Here is an 11,513-nt window from a genome sequence, read left to right on the forward strand (position 1 = left end):
GGATGTGTCGTAGACCCCGGTGCGCGACGAGAGTGCCGATGGCGTCTGTGCGCAGGGCTGCTTCTTTCGAGTGGTCGCGAGTGACCAGCGTCGCCTCACCTGGCGCGTAGCCCTCGGCCTGAAGCAGAGAGACCAACGGCGCGACCCCGGCGCCTGCACCGATCATCAGAAGCTTCGAGCCGGTGCGGGCATCACCGGTCATCGTGCCGTACGGACCCTCGAACAGGACGGGGTGCCGGGTGTGAGTCGCGCCAGACGCGCGGTGCCGTCACCGACAATGCGGGCAGAGATCGTCAGGCTGCGTCCGTCGGGGGCTGCAGCCAACGAGAACGGATTGGCCCGTGATGCTCCCGGGCCATCCAGGAAGCGCCAGATGAAGAACTGGCCCGCGCGGGCGCCCAGGCGATCCAGCCGGCGCCCGGTCATGTTGACCGCAACGCCGCCCACGCCATCAGGACGAACGTCGGCAACCCGCACCCTGTGACGCAGCGAGCGCGCGAGGGGGACCAGGATGCGGAAGACGACGATTGCGGCGGCGCTGATCGCCCACAGTCCCCACCAGTAGGCCGTGGCGACGGGGGAGAAGAGGAAGTCGGCGCCCGTCCACAGTTGGTGAGGCAGCGCGAGCCCGACGCCGAGGTACGCGTACAGGTGCAGCAGGTGCCACGACTCGTAGCGCAGCTTCGCTCGGGCGCGACGCATCGAGGTGATCGCAACGAGGATGATGAGGATCGTGCCGGCGGTTGCGAGAAGCATCCCCGGGTAATCCCACACGAACTCCCAGAGTTGGACGAAGACGTTGACGTCGGCCGCTGCCGCGTACCCCAGAACCAGAAGTGCGATGTGGGCGAGCATCAGCGAGAACGACCAAAAGCCGACGAGTCGGTGCATCCGGGTCAATCCGTCACGGCCGAAACCGCGCTCGAACAGGGGAATACGGGCAAGAAGGATCACCTGGTACAGCAGGAGGTTTGAGGCGATCAGGCCTGTCAAGCGGCCCAGGCTGTTCAGCGCTGCCGCATCGAGGCCCCACAGATCCTGCAGGCCACCGCCGGCCACCCACAGGGCGAGAACGAACAGGCTTGTCAGCCAGATGACGGCGGTCGCAGCGAGGTTCCACGCCTGGCGGGCAGAGCGCCCCCGGCGGCTGCGGGGCACGCTGGTGTTCTCCCGAGGCGGGGTCAGAGTCTGCGGGCGCCGCGAAGCGGGATACGGTGCCGTGACGGTGGTGCGAGACGGTGTCGCTGTGGTCATGGGGCAAGCGTGGCGGCGGGGGGACCTTGAGACTGCTCTAAGGAAAGCCGCCGCGCTCGCGGTTCATAGAATCCTCACATGAGTTTCGGATCTGCCGCACAATTCGGCATCCGTCGACCTGCCGACCAGGATCCCTGTGTTTGCGGCAACGGGAACACCTACGGGCGGTGCTGTGGACCACTCCACCGGGGTGAGGCGGCCCCGAGCCCGGAACGGCTGATGCGCTCGCGGTACAGCGCCTTCGCGCTCGGCGATGCTCGCTACCTCGCCGACACGTGGCATCCGCGGACGCGACCCGAGCGGATCGATATTGACCCCGACGTGCGCTGGGTGGGGCTGCGCATCATCGACGCTCCCGCGGTCGGGCGCGACACCACCGGCATCGTCGAGTTCCGGGCGCGCTGGCGGCACGGCGCGGACTCCGGAGAGCAGCACGAGCGCAGCCGGTTCCGCCTCGCCCGCGGACGCTGGTGGTACCTCGACGCCGAAACGGCCGGCTCCGACATCCTGTGACGGATGTCGAAGCCGGCCGCTTCGGGTGTGGTCAGGCGGCGGCGCCTGCCGTAGTCGCTGCCGAGACCTCGATGAGGCGACCGGTGCGGACGTCGTAGACGTAGCCGTAGACCGGGATGCGGGCGGGGACGAGGGGGTGCGCCTTGATGCGCGCCACGTCGTCGACAACGGCCTGGGCCTGGTCGCTGATCGTGAGCCAGTCGATGTATGCGGCCTCGGCGGAGCCGGGCCCGGTGCCGACATCCACGAAGCCTTCGGCGCGCAGCTCGGCGGTCTCGAGCGAGTTCGCGAGCAGGCCGCGGATCACTTCGTCGGTGAAGAACTCCATGCCGCAGTCGGTGTGGTGGATGACGAACCACTCCTTCGTGCCGAGCAGCTTGTACGAGATCACGAGGGACCGGATGGCGTCGTCGGACGCACGACCGCCGGCGTTACGGATGACGTGGGCATCCCCTTCGCTCAGGCCCGCGTACTTCGCCGGGTCGAGACGCGCGTCCATGCACGTGAGGATGGCGAAGCCGCGGGCGGGCGGCAGAGCGAGATCGCCCTTGTCGAACGCGGATGCGTAGGACTCGTTTGCGTTCAGCACCTCGGACAGAACTGACATGACACTCCTCGGGTGGATGGCCTGGCATCACCACGCTAGGTGTCGCAAAGCGCCGCGTGCGCTGTATGACCGTCTGTGACGGGCGGCCGTGCTGCGGCTGCTCAGCCTTCGTGCGACCACGCGTGCAGCCGCCGCAGCAGCGGGCGCTTCTTCTCGAGGTGACCGTGCATCCGCCGCAGAATGTCATCGAGCGCTTCGATCGCCTCCTCGATGTGCGGTCCCTTGTTGAGCATGACGCACTCGGCCCGTTCACCCGCGGCGGCATCCGTCACCTCGGCGCGGGTCGGCACACCGCTGCCGGCGAGCGAGTCGAGAACCTGCGTCGCCCAGATCACCGGTACGTGTGCGGCTTCGCACAGCCACAGGATCTCTTCCTGCACCTCCGCAAGTCGCTCCCAGCCGGCCTCGACGCCGAGGTCGCCCCGGGCGATCATGATGCCCACCCGTGGCCGTTGCATGAGTTCGAGGAGGATCTCGGGCAATGCCCGGAAGGCACGCACCGTCTCGATCTTCACGACGACGCCCAGGTGCCCGGCCTCGCGGGAGTCGAGTTCGGCGAACAAGCGGGCGACGTCGCCGGGCGAGCGCGCGAACGAGAGCTGCACGATGTCGGTGAATCCGACGACGGCATCGAGAGCGCGCAGATCCTCGTCGGTGAGTGCCGAGATGGGCAGGTCGGTGTCGGGGAGGTTGATGCCCTTCTCGGCGCGGAGTCTCGTTCCGCGGGGCGAAGCGAGCGTCACCTCGATCTCCGCGATGCGGTATCCCTCGCCCTCACCGATAGTGCGCACGAAGCCTTCGATCTTGCCGTCATCGAAGAGCACGCGATCGCCGACGCGGATCACCTCGAGCGCTTCGGGCACCGTGCAGCCGACGTGATGGCGGCCCTCGTGCGTGAACCCCGGTTCGAGATCCGGACGCATCTCGATGATCTCGCCGCGGTGGACCCGCAGCGCCTGATCGACCGGGGGCAGCGGGCCGACGCGGGTCTCGCGGCCGTCGACATCCAGCAGCGTCCCGGTTCCCACATAGGCAGTCCGGTCGCCTTCGATCTGTGCCCCGCCGTCGTGCAATGCAACGACCGTCATGTAGCGCGAGCGGCCGCGAGTGTCGGTGAATTCGACGGTGTCGTCGATCTGAAGACGAGAAAGCCACGCGGCATCCGTGACCGGGATCTCACCTGCGGGCGCAGGAGAGTCGTCGGTGCGTGGTGCGACCAGCCAGACTGACGCGGGCTCGATCACGCGGCCCAGAGCGTCTCGCGTGGGTGCCACCTTCACCACCCGTGGCCCCGGCTCGAGCTGACCGGTGCGCAGTTTCGGCCCCGCGAGGTCGGTGGCGATCCGGATGCCCGCGCCGGCCTCCCGGACATGCCTGGCCATGCGCTCCCAGGCTGCGCAGTCGTCGTGTGCGCAGTTGATGCGGGCGACGTCCATTCCTGCTCGGGCGAATCGCGCGACCAGTGCGGAATCGTCGGCGGCCTCGCTCGGCAACGTGACCATGATCCGGGTCTGGCGGTCATCGGCCGTCCCGCCCAGCAATGCTGCCGCGTGCACGCTCAGGGCAGTGGGGTCAGGCGGTTGCGACTCCGGATCCGCGGAGGCATGCTCGCCCGGTGCGGCTTGCCCGAGCGCTGCATCGATCGTGCCCAGAACCGCATCGAGGTTGCGAAGCACATCGGCTTCCATGCGCCCGAGCGACGAGAGCCCCTCCGCGGTCAGGCGATCCTGGAGGTCGCGCAGGTCTCGCGATCGCAGGGCGACATAGCGAACGAGATTGGCGGCGCCGGCCGCATGCACGGGATGCACGCGGGACAGAAGAGCGGATGCCGCTTGCTCGGCATCCTGAGCTGCAGAGCGGAGGGTCAGCAGTTCGGCGCGAAGAGAGTCGAGTCGTTGAGAGCGAGCAGTATCGAGCATCGTCCGACCTCCACCTCTGACGTTAGCTCTCCGCCGTGCGCGGCGTCAGGGGAAGGGACGTGAATATCCGGCCGGGAGGCTGCTCAGGCGAGAGTCACATCGGAGACGGTCACGGTGCGCCCTCCCGCAATCATCGCGCGGGCGCAGGCGACATCCAGACGCGCGATGGCGAGCCCTGGGTGATCGAAGGTGTCAGCCTCCGTCGGTGGCTGGAGGGCCGCCTCGATGGCAGCGTGATCGATGACGACGCCATACTGCTCGGCCAAATGCGTCGCCACCGGCACGACCAGTCCCCGCACCACGTTCTCGTCCCACGGTTGCAGCTCGACGATGACCAGGCGATCCGAGAGAGCGCCATAAAACTGCGCAATCCGCTTCTCATACGGAGCGGTCACCGTGATCACCAGGCGCGCGAGCGGGAATCGCTCTGACTGCCAGATCTCGCGGAGGATGGACACGTCGGGCTCGGTGGTGCCCAGTCGCGCCAGCTCATCGACGTCTTCGACAACGACCACGGTGCGCCGAGTCAGCGCCGACAGTGTGTCGCGCAGCAGCATCGCCGGCTCGCCGTCCACGGTCGTTCCGGGGTCGAAGAAGAGCGTCGGCAGCGGATCCTCGAGGTCGAGCAGAAGGCGCGCGATCTCGGCTGCGAGGCTCGTCTTGCCGCAGCCGCGTCGGCCCACGAGGGCGGGGATCAGTGGCTGATCGCTGAGGAGGTACGCCGCGACATCCAGGGCTTCGCGTCCTCGAAGAAGACCCGCCAGAGGGTCTGTGCGTGTCGCGGGCGCGGCGCCGTCGGACGCCCCGACCTGTTCGGAGTCATCGACGCGGTGGCGACTCGGAGAGCTTTCCTCGGGCAGCAGGTCGGCGACCGCGAGATCTCCCCGGAGGGCAGCGTGCAGCCGAATTGCCAGGGCCGCGGCATCCGGCGAGGCCGTGATCATGTTTCGCACCTCGGCTTCATTGCCGATCGTCTGGCCGGCAGCGAGAAGACGGTGAAGCAGAGCCTCGCCCTCGGGACCGAATGCCTCGCGGAACTCACCGGCCCAGTTCTGCGCGAACGCGGATGCCGCGTGCGTCACCGTCGCGTGATCGGATCCCCAACGTTTGGCCTCGGCCTTGGCCAGACCGACAAGCCCGCGAATGGACAGCGTGTCGGTCGCGCGCATCGATCCCTCCCTGCGGCGACGGCCCCGGGTCGTCGCCGCGACGCTTGATAACAGTTGTAGCGCGGTTCTGGCGTTTCCCACTACTGCTCCAGTGGTGAGCCTGCCAGACTCACAGCTATGAGAACCAGAGCATTGAGTGCAGTTGTCGCCGGGGTCTTCGCTGTGTCTATCGCGCTGAGCGGTTGCTCGCAGAACAACGTCATCGCCCCGGTGACGATGGACGCCGGTGACCTGCAGGGGGAGACCGTCGAGCTGATCGTCGGTCAGGTGCTGAACATCAACACCGGTGATTTGCCGGTCGACAGCTACAGCGGCGAGGTTGCCGATCCTGCTGTCGCCGAGTTCGTCCCCGGTCACACCGACGACACCGCGACGTTCAACCCCGGTGTCACCGCGCTGAGCGTGGGGACCACCGAGGTCGTGCTGTCCAACAGTGACGGTGGGATTCAGGACGTCACCTTCACTGTCGAGGTCACCGAGAAGAAGTGACGGATGCCCCGCGAATCATTCGCGGGGCATAGTCTCGAACCATGCGTGCAACCGTCATTCATGGTGCCCGAGATGTCCGACTGGAGACCGTTGCCGATCCGGTGCTCTCTACCGGTGGCGATGCGGTAGTTCGTGTCGTCGCAGCCTGTGTTTGCGGGTCCGACCTCTGGTCATACCGTGGAATCGCGCCTACCGAAGAGCCGCATCGGATCGGACATGAGTTCATCGGCGTCGTGGAAGCTGTCGGTGACCAGGTCGAACTGGTGCATCCCGGCGATTTCGTGATCGCGCCCTTCTACGTGTGTGACAACACCTGCCTGAACTGCCGCAACGGCGTGAGCACATCGTGTCTCACTGGCGGTTGGTGGGGGCAGGATGACCGGTTCGGCGGCTTCGCCGACGGCGGCCAGGGTGAGCGGGTGCGCGTGCCGCTGGCCGACGGAACACTCGTGGTTGTGCCAGGACCGGTCACTGACGACGAGATCCCGGGGCTGTTGTCACTGGCCGACGTCATGGGGACCGGACATCACGCCGCCGTGAGCGCCGGAGTACAGCCCGGAGACACCGTGGTCGTTGTCGGCGACGGCGCGGTGGGGCTGTGCGGCGTGATCGCAGCGAAGCGGCTGGGTGCGACCGAGATCATCGCGATGTCTCGCAATCCGCAGCGCCAGGCGCTTGCCTGGGAGTTCGGCGCAACACACGTCGTCGCCGAGCGCGGTGACGAGGGCGTTGCTGCCGTGCGGCAGCTCACTGAAGGCATCGGTGCCGATCGCGTTCTCGAATGCGTCGGAACGAAGGAGTCGATGGCACAGGCCCTGGCCTCAGCGCGGCCCGGCGGACGGGTTGGGTTCGTCGGCGTACCGGCTGGCGGCCCGGAGCTGCCTGTTCGCGACATGTTCAACCGGAACGTCGGCGTCGTCGGTGGTGTCGCGCCCGTCCGGGGATACATCGAGGAGCTGCTGCCAGACGTGCGGTCGGGGGCGATCACCCCGGGTCGCGTCTTCGATCTCGAGCTTCCGTTGAGTGAGGTTGCCGAAGCGTACGCCGCAATGGACGAGCGCCGTGCCACGAAGGTGCTGCTGCGACCGTAATCGTCGATCACGCCATCCGGGTCACGTGGGGGACCTTCGTCGGGCGTCTTTTCAGACGTTGTCTGTAACAATGTTCGGATGCAGCTCGAGGCGGCGGATTACGCGGCGATCCTCGACGTCCTCGAGTCGGTCGCCGGCTCACACGACACACGCGACTACGCCGCGCGGGTGAGCGCCGGGCTCTTCCGGCTGTTCCCTTGCCAGGGGGCTTCGTGCACCGAGATCGACGTCACGGGACGTCGCGTCATCTCCGAACCGGCGCCCCCGTTTCCGTCGGGCTGGATCGCGCAGTACGGACCCGCATTCGAGAAGTTCGCGTGGCAGCATCCGTTGTTCGGAAAGCTCATCTCCGGTGAGCGGGTCGGGCCCATCTCGTGGAGTGTTGATGCAGCAGAGAGCGCGTTTGCGCGCACCGAGCTCTACCGCTCGTTCTACGAGCCCAACGGAGTTCGGCGCCAGACCGTCCTGATCTTCCCCACCCCGCACGGCACATCGATCGTCATCTCGATCGACTGCGCTGCCGCACACCCATGTGGAGGGAGGGAGGCCGCGATGCTCTCGACGATCGCACCGTTGCTCGAGACCAGCTATCGCCTGGTCAGCAGGGCAGAGGGAAACCTCGTCTGGCCCTTCGCGGATGCCGGGGGCGCGGCGGCGAAAGCAGGCGTCACACCGCCCGCCGGCCCGGCACCGCGTGCGCCGCTCGGTGAGAGCTCGGACAAACTCACGATCGATGACGCGCAGTTGCGTGCGCATCAGGCTTTGCGATCGGCAGGCTTGACCGCTCGGCAGGCCGAGATCGCGCTCATGGTCGCGAGCGGTGCAGCGACGTCGCAGATTGCCACGACGCTGCAGATTTCCACGGGAACCGTGCGAAAACACCTCGAAGCGGTGCACGCGACACTGGGCGTCTCCAGCCGCGCCGCCGTTGCCGCGACGGTCATGCGCCTCGTCCACCCCGAAGCGGCAGACATTCTCGGTCAGCCGCTGCTCTCACGCTGAGGCCGGCGGAGTCCCCTCGGACACTGCACCGGCGGATCATCGCTGGCCTGGGGTGCCGAGATCGATGGCAGAGCCGCCGGTGCAGTTCCTGAGCCTCGCTGCGAGGGACCCACGACGATCCCGGATGCGGCGAAGCTCCCCTCCGCCAACGACGCTACGAGGGTGACCCCGATCCGGCCATACGACATTTCGCGTACCTGAAGGTTTTCCGGGTCAGCGACCGTACGCTGGCTCTATGCGTCCACCGAGACCAGAACCCGTCGGCCCCGGCCAGGAATCGGTCTGGAACTACCCGCGCCCGCCGCGTCTCGAGCGCGTCGATCGCCGCATCGTCGTCGAGTTCGCTGGGGCGGTGATCGTCGACACGAGAGACGTTGTCCGCGTGCTCGAGACGACTCATCCTCCCGTCTACTACCTTCCGATCGACGCGTTTGTCCCCGGGGTTCTGTGTGAGGGTGAGGGAACGTCGTTCTGTGAGTTCAAGGGTCAGGCTTCGTACTTCGACGTCGTGGCGAACGGGCGGATCGCCCCGCGCGTGGGGTGGACCTATCCCCATCCGTCTCGAGGTTTCGAGGAACTCGCCGGTCGCGTAGCTCTCTATCCCGGCCCGATGGATCGCTGCACGGTCGACGGTGAGATCGTCGCGCCGCAGCCCGGCACCTTCTACGGCGGGTGGATCACGAGCGACATCCGAGGTCCCTTCAAGGGTGTACCCGGATCGGGAGGGTGGTAGCGGCTTGGTATGTGGCGATCAGTAACCGCGGAGGTCGATGTCACCCGCATCGTCGATCTCGGGGCCGGTGGTCAGGAGCACCTCGGCATCCAGCGTCAGGTCGATCACATCGCGCAACAGGCCGCCGAGTGTGGTTGCGCGCAAGAGTCGCAACTGATCCATCTGCTCCAGCGGCGCGATGGCGGCGAGCTGCCACGCCGACTCGACCGGGTCCTCAGACAACTCGACGTTCGGATCCCAGCGCACGTCGCTGAACTCGGCAGCTCGGGCCAGCACCCGACGAACGATCTGCTCGGCCTGCGCGTACAGCGGCGTGAGCTCCTCGCTCCACTCGAGCTCCGGCATCAGGGTCACGGATGCCGCGGGGTACGGGTCATCCTCGAGCCATCGGTCTACCGCAACCCGGGTTCCACCCACGGCGATGATGTGCACATCGTCGGCGCGCGGGTCCACCTGCAGGATCCGGGCCATCGTGCCGACGGAGAACCGCTGGTCGCCACCGCCCGCCTCACTACCCCGTTCGATGAGGACCACGCCGAACGACGGCTCGTCGTCGTCGAGGACACGGCCGAGCATCATGAGGTAGCGCTGCTCGAAGATCCGCAGCGCGAGCGGGGTGTGGGGGAACAGCACCGTGCCGAGCGGGAACATCGCGACATCCGCCATGCCCCCCAGTCAACCAGCGATTACGAGCGCGGGGCCCGGCGCCGCAGGATGAGTGCGATCACGCCGCGCCACCCGACGAGGAAGAGCGCGAGCACGATCGAGGCCACGATCACGAACGCGGTCTGCACTCCCTGGCCGCTGATGGCGCGCAGGAGCATGCCCCCGATCACCGTATAGAGCCAGACCGCGACCCCGGCGTTCAGGATTGCGAGGGGAAAGCGCCAGAGCCGCATCGTGAGCCAGCCGACAAGGAGCGCGACGAGGAAGGGCCAGGTGGTCTGCGCGAGGCCGAGACCGTCGGGGCCGATGACCTCTTCGCTGTGGCTCGCACGTCCGATCGCCGCAAAGATGACCACGAGCACGACGTCGGTCGCGAGGGCGATCGCGACCGTACGGGGCGCCGGCAGCACGGGGGAGGGGCGGTCGGGTTCCGGGGCTGTGCTCATGCCCCCAGTCTGCCCGGCCGCGCGCGGTTGGCGAGCTAATCTTGTGCGGTGGCACTGTCGAAGATCCTGCTCTACTACCGGTTCACGCCGATCACCGACCCGAGCGCGGTGCGGCTGTGGCAGCGGGACCTGTGCGAGTTGCTCGGGCTTCGAGGACGCATCCTGATCTCGAAAGATGGGATCAATGCCACTGTCGGTGGCGAGCTTGGTGCGATGAAGACGTACTGGCGCAAGACCCGCGAGTACCCCGGTTTCGGCGACATCGACTTCAAATGGTCGGAGGGGAGCGGGCTCGACTCCGACGGACGCAGCCTCGACTTTCCGCGCCTGTCCGTGAAGGTGCGAGATGAGATCGTGAGCTTCGGTGCCCCCGACGAGCTGCGCGTCGACACAGCGGGCGTCATCGGCGGTGGCACCCACCTGTCTCCGGGCGCCGTGCACAAGCTCGTCGAGGAGCGTGGCGACGATGTCGTCTTCTTCGACGGTCGCAACGCGTTCGAGGCAGAGATCGGGCGCTTCAAGAACGCGGTCGTACCGGATGTCGCAACGACGCGCGATTTCGTTGCGGAACTGGACTCGGGCAGGTACGACCACCTCAAAGAAAAGCCCGTCGTGACCTACTGCACGGGCGGCATCCGCTGTGAAGTGCTCTCGAGCCTCATGGTCTCGCGCGGGTTCTCAGAGGTGTACCAGATGGATGGCGGAATCGTCCGCTACGGGGAGAGCTTCGGCAACACGGGGCTCTGGGAGGGTGCGCTCTACGTCTTCGACGGGCGAGAGTCCCTCACGTTCGGGACGGATGCTGTGACGATCGGAGAGTGCGCCACGTGCGCCGCCGCCACCTCGCGCATGGTCAATTGCGCCGATGCTGACTGTCGGGTGCGCGTCGTGCAGTGCGAGGGATGCGCGGATGCGGCATCCGCGATATGCGCCCGCCATCGCGCGGTAGCGGAGCACGCTCTGGCGGGAGCCGACCGTAACTGATCGTGGAACACTTCGTCACGAGATCACAACATCCTTATGGCTTAGGCGTCCCGTGCCGTAGTGTGAGTCCCGTGCCGGTTTCCGGCGTGCGGGTCGCGCACTGCGACCCGGAGGTATAAGAAGGAAAAGACGATATGGCCACCGGCACCGTCAAATGGTTCAACTCCGAGAAGGGATTCGGTTTCATCGCTCCCGATGATGGCTCCGCCGATGTGTTCGCGCACTTCAGCGCGATCGCCGGCAACGGCTACCGCAGCCTCGAGGAAGCGCAGAAGGTCGAGTTCGACACCGAGCAGGGCCCCAAGGGTCTGCAGGCTGCGAACATCCGCGCACTCTGACACAATCCCCTCGAACGCGCCGCTCCGAAGCCGGAGTCGGCGCGTTCGTCGTTTCTGGGTGTCATCCATCTCAGCATCGACGTGCTCCAGCCTGACGATGTCCCGTGAACTCGCGAGTATTCGGATGCCGACATATCCCCCTCCGTAGTGTGGGGATAGCGAACGGCAACTGCCCTTGGCATCCATCCCGCGGCGCGCACGACGTGCGGCGCACGAGTGAAGTCAGGTGCCGTTGTGCCGTCATCCTCCGTATCTTCCCTTCCTCCCGTCGTCGCGGAATCGTCCAGGCTCGGGCCGGTTCG

At 66.9% G+C, this 11,513-nt stretch carries 13 protein-coding genes and 1 pseudogene; 7 read left to right on the forward strand and 7 right to left on the reverse strand.

Annotated features, from left to right (window positions below):
• Positions 1–202, reverse strand: a pseudogene (locus tag Q1V87_RS01335) (oxidoreductase); the annotation flags it as partial.
• A complete protein-coding gene (locus tag Q1V87_RS01340) occupies positions 199–1,254 on the reverse strand; it encodes a ferric reductase-like transmembrane domain-containing protein (RefSeq protein ID WP_300590530.1) in 1,056 nt (351 codons plus the stop codon). The pseudogene Q1V87_RS01335 and the gene Q1V87_RS01340, both read right to left, overlap by 4 nt.
• Positions 1,255–1,332: 78 nt before the next feature.
• Between Q1V87_RS01340 and Q1V87_RS01345 the strand changes: the two genes are divergently transcribed.
• A complete protein-coding gene (locus Q1V87_RS01345; protein WP_300590531.1) occupies positions 1,333–1,767 on the forward strand; it encodes a YchJ family metal-binding protein in 435 nt (144 codons plus the stop codon).
• A gap of 31 nt (positions 1,768–1,798) precedes the next feature.
• On the opposite strand, the gene Q1V87_RS01350 is transcribed toward Q1V87_RS01345, so the two are convergent.
• From Q1V87_RS01350 to Q1V87_RS01360, 3 genes are all read right to left on the reverse strand, one after another.
• Positions 1,799–2,374: a carbonic anhydrase gene (locus tag Q1V87_RS01350; RefSeq protein WP_300590532.1), complete on the reverse strand. Its 576-nt coding sequence runs from the start codon at positions 2,372–2,374 to the stop codon at positions 1,799–1,801.
• 101 nt (positions 2,375–2,475) lie between these two features.
• A complete protein-coding gene (locus Q1V87_RS01355; RefSeq protein ID WP_300590533.1) occupies positions 2,476–4,293 on the reverse strand; it encodes a pyruvate kinase in 1,818 nt (605 codons plus the stop codon).
• Between the two features lie 83 nt (positions 4,294–4,376).
• A complete protein-coding gene (locus tag Q1V87_RS01360; protein WP_300590534.1) occupies positions 4,377–5,462 on the reverse strand; it encodes an AAA family ATPase in 1,086 nt (361 codons plus the stop codon).
• Positions 5,463–5,579: 117 nt separating this feature from the next.
• Here Q1V87_RS01360 and Q1V87_RS01365 point away from each other — a divergent pair, with 117 nt between their 5' ends.
• The 4 genes from Q1V87_RS01365 to Q1V87_RS01380 all read left to right on the forward strand — a co-directional run bounded on the left by Q1V87_RS01365 (position 5,580) and on the right by Q1V87_RS01380 (position 8,777).
• Positions 5,580–5,951: a hypothetical protein gene (locus tag Q1V87_RS01365; protein ID WP_300590535.1), complete on the forward strand. Its 372-nt coding sequence runs from the start codon at positions 5,580–5,582 to the stop codon at positions 5,949–5,951.
• A 41-nt stretch (positions 5,952–5,992) separates the two neighbouring features.
• A complete protein-coding gene (locus tag Q1V87_RS01370; RefSeq protein ID WP_300590536.1) occupies positions 5,993–7,042 on the forward strand; it encodes a zinc-binding dehydrogenase in 1,050 nt (349 codons plus the stop codon).
• Between the two features lie 78 nt (positions 7,043–7,120).
• The gene (locus tag Q1V87_RS01375) at positions 7,121–8,044 is read left to right on the forward strand and encodes a helix-turn-helix transcriptional regulator (RefSeq protein WP_300590537.1); all 924 of its coding nucleotides are present in this window, start codon (positions 7,121–7,123) and stop codon (positions 8,042–8,044) included.
• A gap of 235 nt (positions 8,045–8,279) precedes the next feature.
• Positions 8,280–8,777, forward strand: a complete 498-nt coding sequence (locus Q1V87_RS01380) for a DUF427 domain-containing protein (RefSeq protein ID WP_300590538.1) — start codon at positions 8,280–8,282, stop codon at positions 8,775–8,777.
• An 18-nt stretch (positions 8,778–8,795) separates the two neighbouring features.
• On the opposite strand, the gene Q1V87_RS01385 is transcribed toward Q1V87_RS01380, so the two are convergent.
• Together Q1V87_RS01385 and Q1V87_RS01390 are read right to left on the reverse strand one after the other, a co-directional pair.
• Positions 8,796–9,443 carry an LON peptidase substrate-binding domain-containing protein gene (locus Q1V87_RS01385; RefSeq protein WP_300590539.1) on the reverse strand — a complete coding sequence of 216 codons (648 nt, stop codon included), beginning with the start codon at positions 9,441–9,443 and terminating at the stop codon, positions 8,796–8,798.
• Between the two features lie 20 nt (positions 9,444–9,463).
• Positions 9,464–9,889: a DUF3054 domain-containing protein gene (locus Q1V87_RS01390; protein WP_300590540.1), complete on the reverse strand. Its 426-nt coding sequence runs from the start codon at positions 9,887–9,889 to the stop codon at positions 9,464–9,466.
• A gap of 48 nt (positions 9,890–9,937) precedes the next feature.
• Between Q1V87_RS01390 and Q1V87_RS01395 the strand changes: the two genes are divergently transcribed.
• Positions 9,938–10,873: a rhodanese-related sulfurtransferase gene (locus Q1V87_RS01395; protein WP_300590541.1), complete on the forward strand. Its 936-nt coding sequence runs from the start codon at positions 9,938–9,940 to the stop codon at positions 10,871–10,873.
• Between the two features lie 134 nt (positions 10,874–11,007).
• The gene (locus Q1V87_RS01400) at positions 11,008–11,211 is read left to right on the forward strand and encodes a cold-shock protein (protein ID WP_292708214.1); all 204 of its coding nucleotides are present in this window, start codon (positions 11,008–11,010) and stop codon (positions 11,209–11,211) included.
• The last annotated feature ends 302 nt before the right edge of the window (positions 11,212–11,513 follow it).

It is taken from the genome of Microbacterium sp. (assembly GCF_030149085.1).
Classification (GTDB): domain Bacteria; phylum Actinomycetota; class Actinomycetes; order Actinomycetales; family Microbacteriaceae; genus Microbacterium.

Bases quoted from the DNA above. Each gene is read 5' to 3' on its own strand.
- Q1V87_RS01340 (WP_300590530.1), bottom strand. From the start codon at position 1,254: ATGACCACAGCGACACCGTCTCGCACCACCGTCACGGCACCGTATCCC.
- Q1V87_RS01345 (WP_300590531.1), top strand. From the start codon at position 1,333: ATGAGTTTCGGATCTGCCGCACAATTCGGCATCCGTCGACCTGCCGAC.
- Q1V87_RS01350 (WP_300590532.1), bottom strand. From the start codon at position 2,374: ATGTCAGTTCTGTCCGAGGTGCTGAACGCAAACGAGTCCTACGCATCC.
- Q1V87_RS01355 (WP_300590533.1), bottom strand. From the start codon at position 4,293: ATGCTCGATACTGCTCGCTCTCAACGACTCGACTCTCTTCGCGCCGAA.
- Q1V87_RS01360 (WP_300590534.1), bottom strand. From the start codon at position 5,462: ATGCGCGCGACCGACACGCTGTCCATTCGCGGGCTTGTCGGTCTGGCC.
- Q1V87_RS01365 (WP_300590535.1), top strand. From the start codon at position 5,580: ATGAGAACCAGAGCATTGAGTGCAGTTGTCGCCGGGGTCTTCGCTGTG.
- Q1V87_RS01370 (WP_300590536.1), top strand. From the start codon at position 5,993: ATGCGTGCAACCGTCATTCATGGTGCCCGAGATGTCCGACTGGAGACC.
- Q1V87_RS01375 (WP_300590537.1), top strand. From the start codon at position 7,121: ATGCAGCTCGAGGCGGCGGATTACGCGGCGATCCTCGACGTCCTCGAG.
- Q1V87_RS01380 (WP_300590538.1), top strand. From the start codon at position 8,280: ATGCGTCCACCGAGACCAGAACCCGTCGGCCCCGGCCAGGAATCGGTC.
- Q1V87_RS01385 (WP_300590539.1), bottom strand. From the start codon at position 9,443: ATGGCGGATGTCGCGATGTTCCCGCTCGGCACGGTGCTGTTCCCCCAC.
- Q1V87_RS01390 (WP_300590540.1), bottom strand. From the start codon at position 9,889: ATGAGCACAGCCCCGGAACCCGACCGCCCCTCCCCCGTGCTGCCGGCG.
- Q1V87_RS01400 (WP_292708214.1), top strand. From the start codon at position 11,008: ATGGCCACCGGCACCGTCAAATGGTTCAACTCCGAGAAGGGATTCGGT.